Source organism: Rhodococcus koreensis, from assembly GCF_900105905.1.
Lineage (GTDB): Bacteria > Actinomycetota > Actinomycetes > Mycobacteriales > Mycobacteriaceae > Rhodococcus_F > Rhodococcus_F koreensis.
In genome coordinates, this window is record NZ_FNSV01000005.1 from 4,680,225 (window position 1) to 4,701,668 (window position 21,444).

The 21,444-nt window shown below is 68.5% G+C and carries 21 protein-coding genes; 10 read left to right on the top strand and 11 right to left on the bottom strand.

The features are described 5' to 3' along the window. Nucleotides 1-115 precede the first annotated feature (115 nt). From BLV94_RS25895 to BLV94_RS25920, 6 genes are all read right to left on the bottom strand, one after another. Complete coding sequence (locus BLV94_RS25895; protein WP_072949485.1) at nt 116-832, bottom strand: sulfite exporter TauE/SafE family protein; 717 nt, start codon at nt 830-832, stop codon at nt 116-118. Next, complete coding sequence (locus tag BLV94_RS25900) at nt 829-1,839, bottom strand: ABC transporter ATP-binding protein (protein ID WP_072949487.1); 1,011 nt, start codon at nt 1,837-1,839, stop codon at nt 829-831. Before BLV94_RS25900 ends, BLV94_RS25895 begins: the two co-directional genes overlap by 4 nt. 1 nt (nt 1,840) lies before the next feature. After that, nucleotides 1,841-2,857, bottom strand: a complete 1,017-nt coding sequence (locus BLV94_RS25905; RefSeq protein WP_072949489.1) for an ABC transporter ATP-binding protein — start codon at nt 2,855-2,857, stop codon at nt 1,841-1,843. Continuing rightward, nucleotides 2,854-3,867: an ABC transporter permease gene (locus tag BLV94_RS25910; RefSeq protein WP_072949491.1), complete on the bottom strand. Its 1,014-nt coding sequence runs from the start codon at nt 3,865-3,867 to the stop codon at nt 2,854-2,856. Before BLV94_RS25910 ends, BLV94_RS25905 begins: the two co-directional genes overlap by 4 nt. A gap of 12 nt (nt 3,868-3,879) precedes the next feature. Next, complete coding sequence (locus tag BLV94_RS25915; protein ID WP_072949493.1) at nt 3,880-4,806, bottom strand: ABC transporter permease; 927 nt, start codon at nt 4,804-4,806, stop codon at nt 3,880-3,882. Nucleotides 4,807-4,872: 66 nt separating this feature from the next. Continuing rightward, on the bottom strand, nt 4,873-6,456 hold the full coding sequence (locus tag BLV94_RS25920) for an ABC transporter substrate-binding protein (RefSeq protein WP_072949495.1): 1,584 nt from the start codon (nt 6,454-6,456) through the stop codon (nt 4,873-4,875). A gap of 354 nt (nt 6,457-6,810) precedes the next feature. On the opposite strand from BLV94_RS25920, the gene BLV94_RS25925 reads away from it, so the two are divergent. The 4 genes from BLV94_RS25925 to BLV94_RS25940 all read left to right on the top strand — a co-directional run bounded on the left by BLV94_RS25925 (nt 6,811) and on the right by BLV94_RS25940 (nt 9,725). After that, complete coding sequence (locus BLV94_RS25925; protein WP_072949498.1) at nt 6,811-7,815, top strand: 2-hydroxyacid dehydrogenase; 1,005 nt, start codon at nt 6,811-6,813, stop codon at nt 7,813-7,815. Continuing rightward, complete coding sequence (locus tag BLV94_RS25930; protein WP_072949500.1) at nt 7,812-8,207, top strand: universal stress protein; 396 nt, start codon at nt 7,812-7,814, stop codon at nt 8,205-8,207. Before BLV94_RS25925 ends, BLV94_RS25930 begins: the two co-directional genes overlap by 4 nt. 85 nt (nt 8,208-8,292) lie before the next feature. Beyond that, nucleotides 8,293-9,207 (top strand): NHL repeat-containing protein, encoded by a 915-nt coding sequence (locus tag BLV94_RS25935; RefSeq protein WP_072949502.1) that lies wholly within the window; start codon nt 8,293-8,295, stop codon nt 9,205-9,207. 62 nt (nt 9,208-9,269) lie between these two features. After that, nucleotides 9,270-9,725, top strand: coding sequence for a hypothetical protein (locus BLV94_RS25940; RefSeq protein WP_072949504.1), 456 nt, complete (start codon nt 9,270-9,272; stop codon nt 9,723-9,725). A gap of 6 nt (nt 9,726-9,731) precedes the next feature. On the opposite strand, the gene BLV94_RS25945 is transcribed toward BLV94_RS25940, so the two are convergent. Together BLV94_RS25945 and BLV94_RS25950 are read right to left on the bottom strand one after the other, a co-directional pair. Continuing rightward, nucleotides 9,732-11,186 (bottom strand): short-chain fatty acid transporter, encoded by a 1,455-nt coding sequence (locus tag BLV94_RS25945; protein ID WP_083395672.1) that lies wholly within the window; start codon nt 11,184-11,186, stop codon nt 9,732-9,734. After that, the gene (locus BLV94_RS25950; RefSeq protein ID WP_072949506.1) at nt 11,183-12,613 is read right to left on the bottom strand and encodes an amidase; all 1,431 of its coding nucleotides are present in this window, start codon (nt 12,611-12,613) and stop codon (nt 11,183-11,185) included. Before BLV94_RS25950 ends, BLV94_RS25945 begins: the two co-directional genes overlap by 4 nt. A gap of 113 nt (nt 12,614-12,726) precedes the next feature. Here BLV94_RS25950 and BLV94_RS25955 point away from each other — a divergent pair, with 113 nt between their 5' ends. Together BLV94_RS25955 and BLV94_RS25960 are read left to right on the top strand one after the other, a co-directional pair. Further along, nucleotides 12,727-13,704: an Lrp/AsnC family transcriptional regulator gene (locus tag BLV94_RS25955; protein WP_072949508.1), complete on the top strand. Its 978-nt coding sequence runs from the start codon at nt 12,727-12,729 to the stop codon at nt 13,702-13,704. Nucleotides 13,705-14,016: 312 nt separating this feature from the next. Further along, nucleotides 14,017-14,403, top strand: a complete 387-nt coding sequence (locus BLV94_RS25960) for a hypothetical protein (RefSeq protein WP_072949510.1) — start codon at nt 14,017-14,019, stop codon at nt 14,401-14,403. A 15-nt stretch (nt 14,404-14,418) separates the two neighbouring features. Here the strand turns inward: BLV94_RS25960 and BLV94_RS25965 are convergent, their stop codons facing one another. Then, nucleotides 14,419-14,682 (bottom strand): hypothetical protein, encoded by a 264-nt coding sequence (locus tag BLV94_RS25965; protein ID WP_241031430.1) that lies wholly within the window; start codon nt 14,680-14,682, stop codon nt 14,419-14,421. A 148-nt stretch (nt 14,683-14,830) separates the two neighbouring features. Here BLV94_RS25965 and BLV94_RS25970 point away from each other — a divergent pair, with 148 nt between their 5' ends. Next, complete coding sequence (locus BLV94_RS25970; protein ID WP_072949515.1) at nt 14,831-15,973, top strand: RNA-guided endonuclease InsQ/TnpB family protein; 1,143 nt, start codon at nt 14,831-14,833, stop codon at nt 15,971-15,973. Between the two features lie 170 nt (nt 15,974-16,143). On the opposite strand, the gene BLV94_RS25975 is transcribed toward BLV94_RS25970, so the two are convergent. After that, nucleotides 16,144-16,737: a TetR/AcrR family transcriptional regulator gene (locus BLV94_RS25975; RefSeq protein WP_072949517.1), complete on the bottom strand. Its 594-nt coding sequence runs from the start codon at nt 16,735-16,737 to the stop codon at nt 16,144-16,146. Between the two features lie 127 nt (nt 16,738-16,864). Here BLV94_RS25975 and BLV94_RS25980 point away from each other — a divergent pair, with 127 nt between their 5' ends. From BLV94_RS25980 to BLV94_RS25990, 3 genes are all read left to right on the top strand, one after another. Beyond that, nucleotides 16,865-18,370 (top strand): APC family permease, encoded by a 1,506-nt coding sequence (locus BLV94_RS25980; RefSeq protein WP_072949519.1) that lies wholly within the window; start codon nt 16,865-16,867, stop codon nt 18,368-18,370. 3 nt (nt 18,371-18,373) lie between these two features. Continuing rightward, entirely contained in the window at nt 18,374-19,270 is an 897-nt protein-coding gene (locus tag BLV94_RS25985) for a carbon-nitrogen hydrolase family protein (protein ID WP_072949521.1), read from the top strand. Nucleotides 19,271-19,341: 71 nt separating this feature from the next. Beyond that, complete coding sequence (locus BLV94_RS25990; protein WP_072949524.1) at nt 19,342-20,397, top strand: GGDEF domain-containing protein; 1,056 nt, start codon at nt 19,342-19,344, stop codon at nt 20,395-20,397. On the opposite strand, the gene BLV94_RS25995 is transcribed toward BLV94_RS25990, so the two are convergent. Then, complete coding sequence (locus tag BLV94_RS25995) at nt 20,285-21,373, bottom strand: DMT family transporter (RefSeq protein WP_072949526.1); 1,089 nt, start codon at nt 21,371-21,373, stop codon at nt 20,285-20,287. The genes BLV94_RS25990 and BLV94_RS25995 overlap by 113 nt on opposite strands. Nucleotides 21,374-21,444 lie beyond the last annotated feature (71 nt).

Sequence of the window (21,444 nt, forward strand, 5' to 3'; positions counted from 1 at the left end):
AAACCTTCCTTCACAGCGCAGCGCCGCCCGTGAGGCGCCTCACAACGAAAACTCTAAGTGGCCCGATCGATACATGTCCAAGACTTGTTGAGCATCGAACGATGCAGACACTGCATCAGAGAAGCTGCTGCCCGATCAGCATCAACGCGCCCACACAGGACACCGCGATCGAGGTCCGGCGCAGGCGAGACGCGTCCAGGTGGCGGTTCACGAACCGCGACGCCACGTATCCGAGCACCGTCACCGGGGCGAGCAACGCGAACATCACCGCCGACTCGCGATGCACCGAACCCGTCGCGGCGAGAACCGCGACCGACAGCGTGGAGCCCACCAGGAAGAACGCGCTCATGTTGCCGCGCAGCTGCGCCCCCTTCGACCCCTGCATCACCAGCGCCATCGGCGGTCCGCCGATCGACGTGGCCGTGCCGAGGAGACCCGACGCGGCCCCGGCGACGGCGAGGTTCCGGCGTCGTGGTGGCGGCGCCCAGCCCAGGGTCGCGAAGACGACCCCGGACAGCACCACGCCCGCGAGCAGCAGCGACAACCCCCGTTCCGGCAGCACCACCAGCAGTACCGCGCCCGCGACGGTGCCCGGCACCCGGCCGGCCAGAGCCCACCCCGTGCCGGTCAGGTCCAGGGCCTCCCGTTCCCGCCACACCACCATCACCGTCACGACCGTCGCCGTCATGATCAGCGTCCCGGGCAGCAGGCTCGGATCGACGAGCGCCACGACCGGTGCCGCGAGCATGCCCATCCCGAATCCGATCGACGCCTGCATGCACGAGGCGAGGAAGACGGCGAGCGCGATGACCGCGAACTCGGCCCCGCTCACCCGACCGCGACCGGCACGCCGAGCGAGACCGGACGGCGAGGATGGTGGCATTCGGCGACGTGGCCGCTTTCGCTCGCATCGACGGCGGCGGGCGGCACCGTGCTCGCGCAGATGTCGGTGGCGTGCGCGCAGCGGGTGCGGAACCGGCAGCCCGACGGCGGGTTCAGCGGCGACGGGACCTCACCCTCGAGGATGATCCGCTTGCCGCGGGATCCGGCGTCCAGCTTCGGTGCCGCCGACATCAGCGCCTCGGTGTAGGGGTGGGCGGGACGGTCGAAGACGGCGTCCGTCGCACCCGTCTCCACGATCCGGCCGAGGTACATCACGGCGACGCGGTCGGCGACGTGCCGGACCACCGACAGGTCGTGCGAAATGAACACGTACGAGATGCCGAGCTGTTTCTGCAGGTCGTTCAGCAGATTGAGCACCTGAGCCTGCACCGACAGGTCGAGGGCCGACACGGGTTCGTCACAGATGACGACGCTCGGGTTCAGCGCCAGGGCCCGGGCGATCCCGAGACGCTGACGCTGACCGCCGGAGAACTCCTGCGGGTAGCGGTGCTCGTCGCTCGGCCGCAGCCCCACGAGGTGCAGCAGTTCGCGCACCCGCGCCGCCCGGTCGCGGCTGGTCTTGTACATCGTCTTGTGGGTGCGCCACGGCTCGGCGATGATGTCCGCCGCCGACATCCGGGAGTTCAGCGACGCGTACGGGTCCTGGAACACCATCTGCACCCGGCGGCGCAGCGCCAGCAGATCCTTGCCCTTGAGCGAGAACGGGTCGACGCCGTCCCACGTCACCGAACCGGAGTCGGGACGCTCGAGCATCATCAGCGTCCGGGCGAGGGTGGACTTGCCGCAGCCCGATTCGCCGACGAGCCCGAGCGTTTCGCCGCGGGCGAGGTCGAGGTCGATGCCGTCGAGCGCACGCAACTGGTTCTTGCCCGCCGCGTTGGCAGGCACCTTGAACGTCTTGGTGAGGCCCCGCACCTTCAGAATCGACTCGGACATGTCAGACCTCCTCGGGGAAATGGCACGCCGAGCGGCGGCCGGCCGCGACGCCGGCGAGCGGCGGGCGGGTGGTGCGGCACAGGTCGCGGGCGAGCGGGCAGCGCGCCTGGTAGACGCAGCCGGACGGGATGGAGTGCAGGTCGGGCGGGGTGCCGCCGATCGACTTCAGGTCCTCGCCGCGGACCGCGTGCACGGGGACCGAATCGAGCAGGCCCTTCGTATACGGGTGCTGTGGCGAGGAGAAGACCTCGGCGACCGGTCCGGTCTCGACGACGTTGCCGGCGTACATGATCGCGACGCGGTCGGCCTCCTCCGCCACCAGCGCGAGGTCGTGGGTGATGAGGATGACGGCCATGTCGTGCTCGGTGCGCAGGTCCCGCAGCAGCGACATGATCTGCGCCTGCACGGTGACGTCGAGTGCGGTGGTCGGCTCGTCGGCGAGCAGGACCGTCGGGCTCAGCGCGACGGCCATCGCGATCAGCAGGCGCTGCCGCATGCCGCCGGAGAACTGGTGCGGGTAGGAGTCGATGCGCGATTCCGGCTCGGGAATCCCGACCCTCTGCATCAGCGAGATCGCTTCGCGCCTCGCCTCTTTCGCGGACAGCCCGCGGTGGATCCGGAACGGTTCGGCCAACTGCTTGCCGACGGTGTAGACGGGGTTGAGCGCGGTCAGCGCGTCCTGGAACACGATGGCGAGTTCGGTCGCAGCGAGGGCGCGGCGGGTCTTCGCCTTCGCCGTCACCAGGTCGACGTCGCCGAGGCGGACCGAGCCGTCGGTGACGTCGGCGATCGGCTCGAGCAGGCCGACGAGCGCCTGCGCGGTCATCGACTTGCCGCACCCCGACTCACCGAGCAACGCGAGGGTCTCCCCGCGTCGCGCGGTGAACGACACGTGGTCGACGGCCCGAACCGTGCCCGAGGGAGTGCGCAGGTCGACGGTGAGATCCGCGACCTCGAGTGCGACGCGGTCGGTGTCTGCGAAGTCGGGTGATTCGACAGCCGGTGCAGGTGCACTCATGAGACGACCTTTCGGGTGGGGAACAGCCGGGAGCGACGCGACCGCGGGACGGTCAGGCGCCAGCGCTGGGCGGGATCGGTGGCGATCCGGGCCCACGCGGCGAGCACGGTCGCCGACACGGTGGTGATGACGATGGCGAGTCCGGGGAAGAAGGACAGCCACCACGCCGTCTGCAGGTACGTCCGGCCCTGGGACACCATCAGGCCCCAGCTGATGTCGGGCGGCTGGATGCCGATGCCGAGGAAGCTCAGCGACGACTCGGCGAGCATCACGTAGCAGAAGTCGAGGGTGGCGACGGTGAGCAGAGTCGGCAGCAGGATGGGGAACACGTGCCTGCGGATGACGGCCCCGCTGCGGGCGCCGAACGTCCGTGCGGCGTCCACGAACAACCGGCTCTGCAGTTCCGCCGACTCCGCGCGGGCGGTGCGGAGGTAGATCGGGATGCGGGTGATCGCCAGCACCAGGACGATGTTGGCCGCGCTGGGCGAGAACACGTACAGGACGACGACGGCCATCAGCAGCGACGGGAAGCTCATGATGACGTCGGCGGCGCGCATCGCCGTCGTCTCCCGCCAGCCGCGGTGGTAACCGGCCCACATGCCGATGAGCGAACCGACGATGCAGGACAGCGCGACCGCGGGCAGCGCCACCAGGAGGGTGGTGCGGCACGCGACGATCAACCGGGCGAGCATGCTGCGCCCGAGCGGGTCGGTGCCGAGGATGTTCATCCACCCGTTCGCCACGTGGAACGGTGCGAGGTTGGACTGGTCCAGGTTCTGATCGGTTGCGGCGTCGCCGACCAGCCACGGGCCGAAGACGGCGACGAGGAACACGAACACCAGGATCGCCGCCGCGACCGTGGCCACCCGGTCCCGAAGAAGCAGTTTCCACAACGGCGTCTTGTTCCGTGCGGGCTTGGGCGCGGGATCGGCCGGGGCCGGGGGCGTCTCGTCGGGGCCCTGGTGGACGTCGCCGGCTCCGTCGAGGCGGGGAGCGTTGTCTATGGACATGTCGGCGGCCTCCTAGACCTTGGTCTTCTCGCGGACACGCGCGTCGAGAAGTGCGTAGCCCGCGTCGATCAGGATGTTGAGGACGAAGATGCTGACCGCGGTCAGGAGCACCGCCGCCTGCAGGACCGCGAAGTCTCGCTGCAGGATCGCGTCGATCATCAGCTTCCCGATGCCGGGCCACCCGAAGATCGCCTCGACGACGACGGCGCCGTTGACCAGGCCGACGGTGAGGTCGCCGGCCACCGTCAGCGCCGGGGCAGCAGCGTTGCGGAGCGCGTGATGGGTGACGACGCGCAGGTCGCCGGCACCCTTGCTGCGCGCAAGACGTACGTATGGTGCGGACAGCGCCGACACCATCGCGCCGCGCACCACCTGGGTGAGCACGCCCAGCGGGCGGATCAGCAGGGTCGCGATCGGCAGGATCCACGACAGCGCGCTTCCGGTGCCCGACGTGGGCAGCACTCCCAGCACCACCGCGAAGATCCACACGCCGGTGATGGCGAACCAGAAGTCGGGGATGCTGGCCGCGGTCATCGACAGCAGGCTCGAGATCCGGTCGGCCAGCGAGTTCGGCCGGTACGCCGCCCAGCAGCCGATCACGACGGCGCCGATGATCGCGAGCAGCATCGTGAAGAACGCCAGCTGCAACGTGGCGGGGAACGCCCGCAGCGCCATGGTCGCGGCGGATTCACCCGTGCGCAGCGACTCCCCGAAGTCGAGGTGGGCGACCCCGGACAGGTAGTCGGCCATCTGGCTCAGCACCGGCTTGTCGAGGCCGTTCTCGGCCGCGAACTCGGCGCGCTGATCGGGGGTCGCGGAGACCGGGAGGTAGAGGTTGGTCGGGTCGCCGGTGAGGCGGGCGAGCAGGAACACACCGAAAAGGACGACGAGGAGAGGTACGAGGCTGGTGTAGACGCGTCGGCGCAGGAAGGCGAACATGACTCACCGCCTTCGGATCGGGTTCGGTTGGGACATCACAGTTCCTCCGGGGGCTGGGAAGAGGGTTTAGCCGTTTGCGGATGTGTCCGCGTGGGTCATCTCGCTCAGGCGCATCTCGTCGCCGGTCGCGGAGTTGGGCGTGTACTGCACGGTCGGGGACTTGGCGAGAACCGCGTTCATGTGGGCGATGTACGCAAACTGCCGGATCTCTTCCGGCTCGTTCGCCAGGACCGACGCGAACGCGTCCTGGCGGGCGTCGCCGACGAGTTGCTCGGCGGCGTCGATCTGCGCGTCGTATCCGGCCGAGCCGAAGTAGCTCTGGTAGCCGTCGCTGCGCATGTACTGGTCGACGGTGAACTGCGCGTCACCTGCCTGGTTACCGTGCTGGATCATCAGCAGAATCGGTCCGGTGCCCTGCGGAAACGGCCGGATCTGGTACTGCATCTGCCCGGCCGTGTCCATCATCTCGATCTTCACGTTCAGGCCGGCCTTGCTCAGCGAGTTCTGGATGACCTCGATGGTCTCGTTGATCTTGGGGAACTGGCCTGTGCGCCCGATCAGCCGGATCTGGTTGTCGACGGGGACGCCGTCGGCCTTGGCCTCCGCCACCAGTTGCGCGGCGCGGTCGGGGTCGTAGGGGGTCGGCTGCAGGTCGGGGTCGAACCCGACGATGCTGCTGCCGACGAGTTGCCCGGCCGGGTCGCCGAGGCCCTGGAACAGCGCCTTGACGATCCCCGCCCGGTTGACGGACAGGTCGATGGCCTCGCGGACACGGTAGTCGTCGAGCGGCGGTTCGGTGGCCATCATCCGCAGCGCCGTCGTCTCGTTGTTGGGGTAGGCGACGCCGAGGTCGCCGGCGCCGTCCTCCGGACCGAGGTACGTGGCGAGTTCGGCCTCGTCGTTGGCGACCATCGCGGCCCGCACGCTGCCCTCGGTCCGCCACTGGTAGATCGCCCGCGCGTACTCGGGGGCCGTGCCCCAGTACGTGTCGTTGCGGACCAGGGACAGCCGCTGGCCGTGATCCCAGTAGTCGATCTTGTAGGGGCCGGTGCCGATGGGGTCGCGCACCTTGTCCTTGGCGTCGGTGGTGGACGGCACCATCTCCACGAACGAGATCCGCAGCGGCAGGATCGGGTCGGCGGTGGGCGTCTGGACCGTCACGGTCGACGGGTCGATCGCGTTCACCACGAGCGCGTCGTCGCCGAAGACGTACCCGTCGACGTCGCAGCCGATGGTCGAGTTGACGGTGCGGTCGATCGAGAACGCGGCGTCCTCGGCGTCGAACGCGCTGCCGTCGCTGAACGTGACACCGGGACGGATCCGGAACGTCCAGACGGTGTCCGACGTCTGCTCCCACGAGTCGGCGAGCTTCGGCTCCAGGTCGCCGGTGTCGGCGTTGCGTTCCACCAGCGGCTCGGTGATGTTGGAGCGGACGACGACTCCGGTCGAGGTGAGTGACGCGTCGCAGGGCTCGAGCGTGGGCGGCTCCTGCGGGAGCACGATCCGCAACGTGTCGGGGCTGGCGGCGTCGCTGTGGCTCGAATTGGCCACCGAGCAACCTGCGGCCAGAGCCGGCACCGTCAGAGCGGCGGTGGCCACGGCGACGACGCGGTAACGGGTTCCCTGCTGCAGCGAACGTGCAGGGCTCATGGTGTCCTCCGTAGGGATGTGTCGCGTACTCGACGCGAGTGAAGAGGGCCCGCCTGTGACGGTAGCCACAACGCTATGAGCGGCCCCGGGGAGCGTCAACAGGGGGTGACGGCGCAAAACGGCTCGTGAGGGCCGTCACAGACGCGATATCAGGGAGACTGCGATCACCCCGGCGGGCCCCTGACCGGCGCATACCCGAAGTTTTGACATCTGCGCACGTCAGCGCGCCGCCGACCAATGCCGTTTCAGTATCGATCCATGTTATTTACGTGTTGGACAGGTATTCCGAGGGCCGCTTAACTTACGGGTAACCGGCGGCGCGGACAGCCGCGTCGCCACTCGTCAGGAGGCACGATGGTGACCGCAGAGGCGTCCGTGAAAGAAGCTGCCGCACAGACCGTTTCGGGAGGGCAGGTTCTGCAGGTCGGGCCGCTGAAGCCGTCGCTCACCGCAACGCTCTCCGAGAAGTACGACGCCCGCACCCTCCCCCTCGGAGAAGACCGGAGCAGCTTCCTCGCCGAGCACGGCGAAACCGTCACCGCCGTCGTGACGTCCGGACGCACCGGAGTCGACGCCGCCCTGATGACGGAACTGCCGAATCTCGGCGCCATCGTGCACTTCGGAGTCGGTTACGACACAACGGATGTCGAGCGCGCCGAAGAACTCGGAATCGGCGTCAGCAACACCCCCGACGTCCTCACCGACTGCGTCGCCGACACCGCCGTCGGACTGCTGATCGACACGCTCCGCGGATTCTCCGCCTCGGACCGCTTCGTGCGCGCGGGCCGCTGGCCCGCCGAGGGCAACTACCCCCTCACCCGGAAGGTCAGCGGCACCCGGGTCGGCATCGTCGGCCTCGGCCGCATCGGCTCCGCCATCGCCGCCCGCCTCACCGGCTTCGGCTGCACGATCTCGTACCACAATCGGCGGGAGGTCCCCGGTTCGCCGTTCGCGTACGTCGACTCGGCCGCCGCCCTCGCCGCCGGGGTCGACGTGCTGATCGTCGCCGCGGCCGGCGGCAAGGGAACCCAGAAGCTGGTGGACCGAGAGGTTCTCGAAGCACTTGGGCCAGGCGGCTATCTGATCAACGTGGCACGCGGAAGCGTCGTCGACGAGGACGCGCTCGTCGAACTGCTCACCGAACGCAAACTCGCCGGCGCCGGACTGGACGTGTTCACCCGGGAGCCCCACGTTCCCGAGGCGCTCCTCGCGCTCGACACCGTCGTCCTCCTCCCCCACGTCGGGAGCGGAACCACCGAGACCCGCGCCGCGATGGAGGCTCTGACCCTGCAGAACCTCGACGAGTACCTCGCCCAGGGCACCCTGACCACCCCCGTTCTCGATCCGAGGTCACGATGAGCGTCATTCTCAGTTACGTCCCGACCGTCGAAGGTCGTGGCGCCCTGACCTTCGGGTTCATCGAAGCCCGCATGCGCGCAACGGATCTCGTGGTGATCGCCGACGGCGACAGCGCCTCGGCAGCCGGATTCGAGGCCGAACTGCACTCCGCCAGGGAGGAAGCGGACGCGGGCGCCGTCGACTACCGCATCGCACGGAACGAACCCGGCCGCTCCCACGCCGACAACCTCATCGACGCGTCCTACGACTCCGCCGCCGAACTCCTCGTCCTCGGCATGCGCCGCCGCTCCCCGGTCGGCAAACTCCTCATGGGCAGCGTCGCCCAGCGCGTGCTCCTCGAGGCGCAGTGCCCGGTCGTCGGGGTCAAGCCGCCGGTCGCCGCGGAGGTCTGAGCCGCCCCGGCGAAGTGCCCGAATCGCGGTGGATCGTGCTGCGGCGGCGGTATTCTTCCGGGCACGGGCCACGAGAGGACTGCCGATGCGCCGATCACCGTTCACCCGACTCGGCCGTCGGGCGGCCGTCATCACCGGCGCGCTGATCCTCGCCACCGCGCTGATCCTCGCCACCGCGGTGGCCGCCGCACCCGCCATTTCGGCGATGCCGGCCGCGAACACGCTCTACGTGACCGAGAACGGCACCGGTTCCGTGCTGTCCCTGCCCGCCACCGGCGGCAACCCGAGCGCCGTGGCCACCGGGATCGCCGGACCGGGCGGGATAGCGGTGTCGGGTGACACGCTGTTCGTCACCGCCGGCGCCTCGGTCGTGTCGGTGCCCGCCGCGGGCGGTAGCCCCACCACCCTCGCCACCGGCCTGGGTAACGCGTTCGACGTGGCGGTGTCCGGCGGGACGCTCTACGTCACCGAGTTCGATTCCGGCAACGTCGTCGCGCTGCCCGCAGGCGGTGGCACCCCCAGCCCGGTCGTCACCGGCCTCCAGCAACCGGTCGGGGTCGCCGTCTCCGGGAGCACCCTCTACGTCACCGTCGCCGGTGCGGGGACGCCCGGCACCGGTTCCGTCATCGCCGTGCCCGTCACCGGCGGCACCCCCACCGTGCTGGCCGCCGGCCTGAATCTCCCGGCGGGAATCGACGTCTCCGGCGGCACCCTCCACGTCGCGGTCGCCGGTGACGGATCCGTAGTTTCCCTGCCGGCCACCGGCGGCACCCCGACCGTCCTGACGACCGGGCTCGTCCGCCCGTTCGGTCTCACGGTCTCGGCGGGCACGGTGTACGTCGCGGCCGCGGGCGATGCAGGCTCGAGTAACGGCTCCGTGGTCTCCCTGCCCGCCACCGGGGGAACCCCCACCGTTCTGGCCGCCGGACTCGACCAGCCGTTTTCCGTCGCAGCCACCGCAGCGTGCACGGGTTCTCTGTGCATTCCGTTCGGTAGTTAGATCTCGCCGGCCCGACCCCATCCGGGGCCGTGGCGGCGCCGAATACCTGCCGTGGGACAGCCATGATCGACGGGCCCGATCGCGCGGACGGCGCACAACTGGGCGGTCGCCTCCTGACCTTGGTCGGCGACCGCGACTTCCACGTGCTCGCCCGCGAGATCTCGCGGATCACCTGCGGCACCGGGAGCGACGGCGCGGCGTTCACCGCGGTCGTGACGTGGATGGTCGCCACCATCGCCGACCTCGTCGCGGACCCGACCGCCAGTGTCACCGACGCCGTCGACAGCTTCATCAGCGTCGTCCCCGTCGTGCACGACGCACCCGAGCTGGACGACGAGCTGCCCGCGCCCGCCGAATGGCTGTTCAGCGCCGTCGTGAGTCACCTGCAGGGCAGGCACGGGGCGGGATCCGGTTCCCCGCCGCCCGTGCCCGCCGACACCGAACTCGCACGGGTGCAGGCCCTCGTCGAAGCATTGCTGTGGCTCGACGCCCTCCTCGAACGCGACCACAACCTGTAGTGCCGCTCAGGGTTGCACGGGCGGGTTGTAGGTGAGCGTGTTGCCGAGGAACCACAACAGTCCGAGCACGATGGGCAGGTGGAAGACGAGCTGCACCGCGGTGAACCCGACGAGGTGCCGGGCGCGCAGGCCCAGGATGCCGAGGAGCGGCAGCATCCAGAACGGGTTGACGAGATTGGGCAGCGCCTCCGCGGCGTTGTAGATCTGGACCGTCCACCCGAGATGCGCCTGCAGGTCGTTGGACGCCTGCATCACGTACGGGGCCTCGATGATCCATTTGCCGCCGCCCGACGGAATGAACAATCCGAGCACCGCCGAGTAGATACCGATGACCAATCCGAACGTGCCGTGCGACGCGACGCTGACGAAGCCCTCGGAAATGTAGTGCGCCACCGTGTTGCCGTCGGCGTCCTGCGCCCGGGTCATGATGGCCGCGATCCCGGCGTAGAACGGGAACTGCACCAGGATGCTCGCGCACGCGGGCACCGCGTTCTTCACCGCGAGCAGGAAGCGCCGCGGACGCCAGTGCAGCAGCATGCCCAACGTCAGGAACAGCAGGTTGTACGTGCTCAGGTTGGAGATCACGAGAATCGGATCGTTCGACGCGAATTCCCGTAGCAGCCAGCCGAAGACGAGCGCTCCGACGATCAGGGGAAGCACCGGGCTGTACTCGAGCCAGTCGCCGGGACGCTCCCGCTTCGGCAGCGGCGGCGGCACGTCGTGGACGTCCACCCCCAGATCCTCCGCCGTCACCGAGTTCGCCTTGTGCGGCGCGGACAGATACGCGATCACGATGCTGACCACGAAGATCACCGCCGCGAGGAACAGCGACTGCCACAGGAAGATCGTGTCCCGGAACGGGATGACACCCGTGATCGCGAGCAGCTCCGGGGTGAGACTCTTCGGATTCGCCTGCAGCTGCGCCGCCGAGGAGCTCAGCCCGAGCGCCCAGATTCCGCCGATTCCCAGATAGGCGGCCGCGCCCGCGGCCCGGTAGTCGAGGCCGAGTTCGGTGCGGCGCGCCATCGCCCGCGCCAGCAGACCGGCGAAGACCAGTCCGAAACCCCAGTTCACCATCGACGTCACGAGGCTCACCACCGCGATGAACGTGACGCCGCCGCGGGCAGTGCGCGGTATCGCCGCGAGCCGCGTGATGAGACGTTCGGCAGGTGGCGACGACGCCACGATGTAGCCGGTGACCACGACCATCGCCATCTGCATCGTGAACGGGATCAGATCCCAGAAACCGGTCGAGAAGTTCGTCGCCACCGTCGCCGGCGACGCCCCGATGGCCAGCGCGGCTCCGGCCACCAACGCCACCGCGAGCAGCGCGAAGATGAACGCGTCCGGGAACCACCGCTCGATGACCGACGCGAACCGCAGCGCGACCCGGGCCAGGAAACCCTCGCGGGCGCCCTGCTGTTCCTCGTCGCGAAGCTCGGATTCGACTGTGCTGCTCATGATGTCGCCACCTTCGGCCGACGTGGCACGATGGGAAGGCTCGCCGCGATGCCCACCGAGGACTCGAACATCTGCGCGTGCGCGAGCAGCCGCGCCTCCTGCCCCGGCGCACCGACCAGCTGCAGTCCCACCGGCAGTCCGGCGTCGGAGAATCCGCACGGGAGCGCAACGACCGGGCACCCGGTGAGACTCACACAGAACGTAATCGCGATCCAGTCGATGTACGTCCGCGATTCCACGCCGTCGATGCGTTCGGGATACGTCCACTCCACAGGGAAGGGATCGAGCGGCGCCGACGGGATCACCAGCAGATCGTGGGTCTCGAAGTAGTCCGCGATCTCGTGGAACAGTTGTCCGCGAACGCGTTCCGCCGACAGCAACGTCTCCGTGGACTGGGTGAGTCCACGCTCGATGTTCCAGACGATGTCGGGCTTGATCGCGCCGCGATGCTCGGCGAGAAGCCCGCCGTGCACGGCCGCCACCAGATGGCTGCGCAGCGCCTGGAAGGCGTCGTAGGCGCCGGTGAAGTCCGGGCAGTCCGTCACGACGTCGGCACCCAGTGCGTCGAAATGTTTCATCGCGTCACCGCAGACGCGGCGCATCGCCGGCTCCACCGGGAGGCACCCGAGGTCCGGGCTGAATCCGACGCGGGCGGGCGGGTCGAAGGTCGTCAGACGTTCCAGGAACGACCGCGGCTGTTCCGGTTTCGTCAACGGGTCGTGCAGGTCGTGCCCGACCATCGCATCCAGCATGAGGGCGACGTCACCGACATCGCGTGCCATCGGCCCCTCCACCCACAGCGGGTCGAACGGGATGGCGGGCCTGCGGCGCGGGATCCGCCCGGGAGTCGGGCGCAGACCGACGGTCGCGTTGTATCCGGACGGGGTGCGGAGGCTGCCGCCCAGGTCGTTGCCGGTCGCCAGCCAGGCGCTGCCGGAGGCGAGCGCGGCCGCCGAACCACCGGAGGAACCGCCCACCGAACGGTCGAGGTTCCACGGGTTACGGCTGGGCCCGAACAGCGTGTTGTACGTGTGACCGCCGGCGAACTCGGGCACGTTGGACTTGGCGTACGGGATGCCGCCGTTGTTCTCGAGGACGCTCACCATCGCGTCGGACCGGGTGGCGACGTGGTCGGCGAACAGGGGCGAGCCGTGCGTCGTGCGCTGCCCCGCCACGTCGTTGTAGTCCTTCACCGCGACCGGTAGTCCGGCCAGCAGGCCGCGCCCGGCCGGATCCGGAACTTCGGCCTCCAACCGCGCCGCGCGTTCGGCGGCGGCATCGAAGAACTGGATCGGGAGGGAGTTGACTTGCCGGTCTGCGTCGGCAACGTACCTGCGGAGGGCTTCGAGCACGCTCGTCGGCGTCTCGGTCCCTTCGCGCAGCAGCCGGACGACCTCGCGTGCGGGTTTCTGGATCAGATCGGACATTGAGGGCTCCTCATGGGACGAACGTCAGTTTCGGCCCCAAGCGTCACCCTGGAGTCGGATTCAAGCAATGAAAACCAGTAATATGGAGGATTCAGCCGTACGATTGGCCGATCATGCCGGAACGCACAGCCGATCCCCTGGACCGCAAGATCATCGCCGCGCTGATCGTCGACGGCCGCGCGACGTGGTCGACGATCGCGGCCGCCCTCGGCGAGGCCGAGCGCACGGTGGCACGCCGGGGTTCGCGGCTGCTGGAGACGGGGATGGTGGAGGTTCGCGGGATGGCGGACCCGCACCGCACCGCCGACTCCGATCCGTTCATCGTCCACGGCCGGTGCCGGCCGGACAGCACGTTGACGGCGGCCGTCGCGCTCGCGCACCGACCGGAGAGCGTGACGGTCTACGTCCTGTCCGGGCCGCAGCACTGCTACGCCGACATCTGGGCTCCGCGCCGCCGGCAGTCCCGCCTGTTCCTGCAGGAAATGGCGGCGCCGTCCGGTTTTCTGCAGATGGACATCTCGCCGGTGCTCGAATACATACGTACGCTTCACGACTGGGAACCGGGAATCCTGACCGAAACACAGACCGCCGAGATCCGCCGGATCCCGAAAACCCGCTGGCCGCAATTCACCGACCCGGTCGTCCTCGACCGGGAGGACAAGGCACTGGTGCGGTTGGTCGTCGAGAACGGCCGGGCGAGTTTCGAGGAATTGTCCCGGCTCGTGGGCATCTCCGAACAGACCGTCAAACGACGCCTCGACAAGATGCGGCAGTCCGGGCTGCTCACGTTCCGCGCGGTGTTCGACCCGGCGCTGATCGGCCTGCCCGTCGCCGCGCTGCTGTGGATCCGGGCCCGGCCGTCGCGGGTGTCGGCGGTCGCCGAGGCGCTCGCCGGTCAGCCGTTTCTCCGGTACGCGGCGATCATCATGGGTGATTACCAGGTCGTCGCGGACTTCCGGCTGCCGTCGAAGGAAGCGCTACGCGAGTTGATGCTCGAAGCCGAGTGGCTCGAGCACGTCGACCGACTGGAAAGCTCGCTGATCCTGGAAACCCTCAAGCAGAGCCGCGTGCTGGCCGGCGACCTCGGGTAGAAGACCACCTGCGGACCACCCCGTGTCGCGTATCCGGGTCAGGCCCCGTACGGTTACCCGTAGTTGAGTACACAGCTACCGAGTTCACGGGCGCCCGGCGTGTCCGTGCTCCCATCGGGCGTACCCAACTGTCACGCGGTGCCAGGACGCCCACCTCGAAGGTGGCCGACAGCGACGCTCTCGCAGCCCAAGCTCCCGACGAACAGCTTGACTTCTACCTTCTCGTGATCTGTCGGCGAATTGCATTTTCGGACCAACCTCCGAGCCTGCTGTGCCACGGCGACGGTCACAGAAATTGAAAGGTGATCGTTCATGCCACTCACCGCGGAGCACACCGCTCGTTACTCCGATGCCCTGATGACGCTGGCCCTCGCCGCGCATCGTCCGGCCACCGTCGTCAACACCGGCGCCGGATACGCCGTCCGGGTCGATTTCGAGCGCAGCATCCATTTGCTCGCCACCAACGCGCCGGGGGATCTCAGTTCCGATCCGGACGCGCAGAGCCCCTGGGTCGTGCGGTTCTTTCAGCGGCAACCCGACGCCGAGATCACTCAGCTCGTGGAGGTGACCGGGGAATGGCTCGCCGACGCGTTCGACCAGGCCCTCGCCGTGATGCCGATTGCCGGGGTCGCCGACGACCTCGATGCAGAATCTGGCGAGCACCCCACCGCACCGGGGACGCTCGACCGCGCGCAGTAACCCGACCGGCGTTCGTCACCGGCCGGCCGCGGACCGTCTCCCGCCCCCGGGCAGGCGGTCCGCGAGCCGTCCCAGCCGCTCGACCGCGGGCAAGGCGTACGCGATCTTCTCCGCGTCACGGGCAATGATCTCGGCGCTCTGATCGATTCCCTTCGCGCTGACGGCGAGCCCTTCCGCGGTCTCCGCGATCTGCTTCGCGGCGTCGAGTAGTTCGGACAGGTCGTCGAGGGCGGGACCCAGGCGGTCGATCAGTACCCCGATCTGGCGTATCCGGAGCACGACCGTCGCGACGGCCTGTTCCCACTCGCGGATCTCGCGCGAGACGTGCTGCAGGATCTTGATCCGTGAGTCTTTCGGCGCAAACCCGGTCCTTCAGGTCCGGGATAGCCGATCTGGTTTGTCGGACCGTGTGGCTAGTGTCTGGGTCATGGCGGGGAAGGTGGTGAAGCGGGCGTTCAAATACCGCTTCTATCCGACTGCAGTGCAGGCGGAACAGCTTGCTCGGACGTTCGGGTGCACCCGGTATGTCTACAACCGGGCGTTGGCCGAGCGGACGCGTGCCTGGTCGCAGGAGCAGCGGCAGGTGACCTACGCGGACACCTCGAAGATGCTCACCGGATGGAAACGCGATGCCGAGACCGCGTGGTTGGCGGAGCCGTCGAAGGGGCCGTTGCAGGAATCGCTGCGGCAACTGCAGGGTGCGTTCGAGAAGTTCTGGCGCAAGCAGACCCGCTACCCGCAATTCAAGAAGAAGGGCCAATCGAAGGATTCGGCGACCTACTATTCGAACTGCTTCACCTACCGGGGTGGGCAGGTCCGGTTGGCCAAGCAGGCCGAACCCCTGGATATTCGGTGGTCGAGGCCACTACCGGAGGGGGCCGTGCCGTCGCAGGTGACGGTGTCGCGCAATGCCCGCGGTCAGTACCACATCTCGATCCTCGTCGAAGACACCATCACCGAACTAGAGTCGACCGATCGGGTGGTCGGGCTCGACGCCGGGATCACCAGCCTGTACACGCTCTCGACGGGGGAGAAGATCACCAACCCGCGCCACGAGCGCGCGGACCGTGCGCGGCTGGCGAAGGCGCAGCGGGCACTCGCCAAGAAACAGAAAGGATCCCGGAACCGGGCCAAGGCCCGACTGAAGGTCGCGAAGATTCATGGCCGGATCGCCGATCGGCGCCGCGATTATCTGCACACACTCTCCACTCGACTGGTGCGCGAAAATCAAGTGATCGTCATCGAGGATCTGAGTGTGCGGAATATGGTGAAGAATCGGTCGTTGTCTCGGGCGATCTCGGATGCGGGGTGGTCCGAGTTCCGGTCGATGCTCGAGTACAAGGCCGACTGGTACGGGCGCCGGGTGGTGGCGGTCGACCGGTTCTATCCGTCGTCGAAGACCTGCTCGGTGTGCGGGGTGATCGTCTCGGCGATGCCGCTGAACGTGCGGGAGTGGACGTGCCGATGTGGCGTCGTCCATGACCGGGATGTGAACGCGGCAAGGAACATTTTGGCCGTCGGACTGACGGTGGCAGCCTGCGGAGACGGTGTGAGACCGCCCCGCACATAACGTGCGGGGAGGCGACTGTCGGTGAAACAGGAAACCTCGGGACGCGAGTCCCGGGGAACCTCGGTCGTTCACGGCCGAGAGGAAGTCAAGAGAGACTCCTTGTCGGTACTCGGCGCCGGGCGGTGACGGGCGTCCAACCTATCCGTTACTCCGAGTATCCCGTACTCCGCCTAGCCCAGATCGTGGCCCGTCGCCGCGCGCGCGTAGGAGTGAAGGCTGGCGATCACTTCGACGCGGCTGCGCCGCCCGGCCAGCACCTCCATCTGGTAGCCGTCCTCCATCGCGACGAAATTGGCGGCGAGCATGCGCGGCGGGTCGGTGAGCGCGAAGTGTCCCTGCGTCTGCCCGATGACGAGAATGCCGTAGTAGACGGCAATTTGACGCTCGGTCAAGGAACTGTCCAGGGCCGCGGCCTTGGCGTCGCGCAGCGATCGCGGCCAGCACTCGAACAGGAGCCGAACCAGTTCGTCGTCCGGCCCACTGGCAACGCCGTGGTCGATGCAGGCGCGGAGGCGGTCACGCGCGTCGGGAAACTGTTCGGCGACGCGCTCGCGCTCCTGACTGAAGCGCTCGATGGCCCGCTGGTACGTCTCGTAGATCAGCGCATCGAGGTCGCCGTAGTAGAGCACCGCCGCGGGCGTGACCCCGGCCTGCTCCGCGATGTCGCGCAGACGCACCCCCTCCAGTCCGCGCGCGAGCACCGCCCGCTGGACGGCCTCGCCGAGTTCGGCCCGGCGTGCTCTCTGGTCCTTCTTCCGCGCCACTGCCTTCGCCCCACTCTCACCGAGTTCTTATACGAAAGTTTAGACAATACCTGCCCAGCTGTTGACAGGTAGATCACACTGTTCTTAAATTTCTATTTAAAGAATCCATTCGAGCTCAGGAGTCACCGTGCCGACCAACCCCACCGACGCCGAGACAAGCCTCGACCCACCGCAGGCACCCACCGGGAAGGGCCTGCAGGGCGGTTCCGTCGGCCTGCTCGCCGCCGTCGCGCTCGGCCTGTCGTCGGTCGCGCCGGCGTACAGCATCGCCGTCACCCTCGGTTTCGTGACGATGGTCGTCGGCAACCTCGCACCCGCCGCCCTGCTTCTCGGCTTCGTGCCGATCCTTCTGACCGCGTTCGCTTTTCGCGAGCTGAATCGGGAGATGCCGGACTGCGGCACCACGTTCGTCTGGACCACCCGCGCGTTCGGTCCGCACACGGGATGGCTGTCCGGCGGCTGGGTGGTGCAGATCGCGACCCTCATCGCGATGACGGCACTCGCCCGGGTCGGAGCCGGGTACCTCTTGACGCTGCTCGGCCTGGAGTCGCTGGCGACCAACAATGTCGCGGTGATCGTCACGGCCGTCCTGCTCGTCGCCGCGGTCACCACGATCGCCTACCGCGGTCTGCAACTCGCCGCGTCCGTGCAATACGTGCTGCTGGGGCTGCAACTGGTCGCCCTGTTCGGCTTCGGAGCGGCCGCGTTCGCCCGCACCGGCGCGTCCGCACCGAGCCTGTCCTGGCTGAACCCGTTCGCGTTCGGCGGCTTCGGCCCCTTCGCGGAGGCGGTACTGCTGTGCCTGTTCATCTACTGGGGGTGGGACGCGCTGATCACCGTCAACGAGGAAACCCGCGACAGCGACCGCATCCCGGGTCAGGCCGCGGTGATCTCCACCCTCGTCCTACTGGGCACGTACCTCTTCACCGGATTCGCCGCGATCAGCTTCGCCGGCATCGGCACCGACGGGCTGGGCCTGGGCAATCCGGACAACGCGGGCGACGTACTCGCCACGCTCGGGCCACCGGTTCTCGGCGCGGGCCTGTCGAAGGTGGTCGAACTCGCCATCTGCGTGTCGGCGATCTCGGCGCTGCTCACCTGTGTCATCGGGAGCTCACGCGCCACCCTTTCCATGGGCGCTCACGGCGCACTGCCCCGCGCCTTCACCCGCATTCACCCCACCTACCGCACCCCCGCGTTCGGCACCGTGTTCTTCGGGGCGACCGCCGCGGTCCTGCTCACCGCCCTCACGCTCGTCTCGGGCAACTTCCTCGGCGACGCCATCCTGTCGATCGGCCTGCTCATCGCGTTCTACTACGGCGTCACCGGCCTCGCCTGCGTCTGGCACTTCCGGCACCGCCTGAACGACTCCCCGCGCAACCTGTTCCTCCGCGGCATCCTGCCCGCACTGGGCGCGGCGATCATGCTCGCCGCCTTCGCGCGCAGCGCCCACGACATGCTCGCCCCCGACTACGGGGCGACCTCGTTCCACGGCATCGGCGGGGTGTTCCTGCTCGGTGTCGGTTCGATCGCCGTCGGTGCCGTCGCGATGGTGCTCGTCCGCACCCGCTTCCGCCGCTTCTTCCGAGACGGCCGCACCGCCGTCACCCGACTGACCGTCACAGAGGACTGAACCATGCGCACACTGACCATCGCCGCCATCCAGACCGCCCCGATCGCGTTCGACGTGGACGCCACCTGGCAGCGGTTCGCCGACCAGATCCGCGCCGTGCGCGACACCTTCCCGCACGTCGAACTCGTCGTGGTCCCCGAACTCCTGCTGGCCGCCGAGGCGCCCCTCCTCGAGTCCCGCTCCGACTGGATGGACCGGGTGGCCCTGCCGCTCGACGGCCCCCACCTCGACCGGATCTGCGCGCTCGCCGAGGAGACCGGCCTGTGGCTGGTGCCGGGAAGCCTCTACGAACGCGACGACAACAGGATCTACAACACCGCCGTCGCCGTGTCGCCGCTCGGCGAGGTCGTGGCCCGCTACCGCAAGGTCTTCCCCTGGCAGCCCTACGAGCACACCGCACCCGGCAGCGAATTCGTCGTCTTCGACATCCCCGGCACCGGCCGGATCGGGCTGGCGATCTGCTACGACGGCTCCTTCCCCGAGACCGCACGCCAACTCGCGTGGCTCGGCGCCGAAGTGATCATCCAACCCACCCTCACCACCACCCGCGACCGCGAGATGGAACTCGTCTGTTCGCGGGCCAACGCCTGGACCAACCAGGTCTACGTCGTCAATGTCAACGGCGCCGACCCGGCCGGCGTCGGTGCGAGCGTGGTGGTCGACCCCGAGGGCATCATCCGCCAGCAGGCAGGCTCGGGCGAGGAGATCCTCGTCGACACCCTCGACCTCGACGCCGTGACCCGGGTCCGCACCTACGGCACGTTCGGTCTCAACCGCCCCTGGCACCAGATCGCCCGGTACGGCAGCGACATTCGACTCCCGATGTACGAGGGCGCCGGAATCCAGACACCGCCGTGGCACGACGCCGCCGCGCCGATCCAGGCGGCCACCACCGGCTGACACGTCTCCCCGGGAGGGGCGGTGACCAAAGGCCCCGCCTTTCCCGGGACCGGTCCTGGATAATTGCCAGAGTGAGGCCCCTCGCTGCTTCGTCCGTCGACACGGTCCTTCAGGACTATCAGCCGCGCATCCTGCGCCGCTACCTGTGGATCACGACGGCGCTGCACCTGGCCGGGTTCGTTCTGCCTCCGATGGTCGGGTTGCCGATCCGGCCGGAGACCGTCGTCGCGCGCTCGGCCGGCATCCTCCTCGGAGTGATCGCACTCGTGGTGCTGTACCGGGGCGGACGCAGGCCGGGACGGCGGGCCTACCAGGTCAGCACCGCGGCGGCACTGCTCGCCACACCGATCGTGATGTCGGGTCTCATTCTTGCCGCCGCCCAATTGCTCTGCGCGATCGCGGCGACGTTCCTGGCGATGTATTTCGTCGTGTTCTACCCGAAACTGCAGGCGAGGCTCCTCGTCGGTTGCCTCACCGGATTCATGGCGGTCGGGGTCGTTCTCGCTCCCACCGCCTTCACACTGGTGCCCGTCGACGTCGACACGGCGACCGTGAAGGCTGCCGTTCTCGTCGTGGCGGTCACCTGTGTGATCGGTGCGGCCGAGATGTTCGGATCACTGACCCGGACGCTGATCGAATCGGCCAGCACCGACGCACTGACCGCCCTGCTCAACCGCGCAGGGTTCGAACTCGCGTTCCGGGACGCGCTCGCGAGCGCGGGCACGGAGCAGGCCTCGGTCACGTTGGCGCTCATCGACGTCGACCAATTCAAGTCGACCAACGACCACTACGGCCACGCTGCGGGGGACGCCGTTCTCGTCGATCTGGCGAACTACCTCGCCGCGCACCTGCCCCGCGGCGCCCTGCTCGCCCGGGTCGGTGGCGACGAGTTCGTCAGCTGCATGGTCGGCGAGCACCACGCCGAGCTGCCCGAGGTGATGGTGCGACTCGCGCGGCAGAGCCCCACCTCGTTCAGCTTCGGCGTCGCGTCGTGCACCGGAGAGTCCGACCCGCTCACCGCGCTCTATCGACGGGCCGACCGTGAGCTGTACACCGCGAAGCAGCGACACCACCCGCCCGAGCCGCCGGCCGACGAACCGTCACTGCGGACGGGGTGGAACGCCTGACCACGGGTCGTGCCGCGGGTGATTCGGCGATGCGCGCGGTCACCGAACGACGGCCCGCCGGTCGCACCCGGGTGACCATCCACACCGCCGCGACGACCAGTGCGCAGCCGGCGAACTGCCCGATGCTCGGACGCTCGTGCACGATCACGATGGAGAACAGCATCGCCAGGACCGGCTGGAGCAGCAGCAGCGTGGCACCCACCTCGGCGGCGAGCCTCGGCAGCGCGAATCCGATGAGGACCCAGCCGAGCACCTGGCTGCTCAGCGACAGCGCCGCCAACCAACCCAGCGCGGGCCAGCCGGGCGTGAGGTCCACCGTTCCCCAGAGCGATCCCACCGCGGTCCCGACGACGCCCGCGGCGATCGTCGACACGAACACCTGCGACGACGCCCGGTGCGCGGATCCCGCCCGGCCGATGACGAAGATGTAGATCCCGTAGGCCACGCCCGCGGCCAGCGACAGCAGGGTTCCCAGGAACAACTGGTCGCCCTCGCCGCTGCCGCCGAGGATTCCGCCGGCGAGAGCCACTCCGGCGAACAGGAACGGCACCGCCACCACGAACCGGAGCGGCACCCGCGCACGGAAGACGATCCACGCCAGCAGTGGCACGACGATGACCTGGACGTTGACGACGACCGTCGAGATCCCGGCCCCGATCATCTGGATCGATCGCGCCCACAGTGCGAAGTCGACACCGAGCATCATCCCGCCGAGCACCTGGGCGGCGATCACCCGGAGAGGAATGCCGCCGTGCCGCCGAAACTCCTGCAGGGCGAGGAAACCGAGAATCGGCAACGCCAGCGCACACCGGAAGAACGTCGACGTGGCCGGCTCCACCCCGGACAATTTGATGAGACTGCCGGTCAGCGAAGTTGCCACCGCACCCGCCAGAACGAGCAGTCGCGGATCCACGGACGCGATGCTGAACGAGGGGCTGACGAGGGCACGGGGACGCAAACGGAGGGCAGTAGTCACACCGAGAATTCTCCGAGCCGCCAACCATTACAACAAGTGAATAGTCGTGTCATGAAAGCAGTAGCATCACT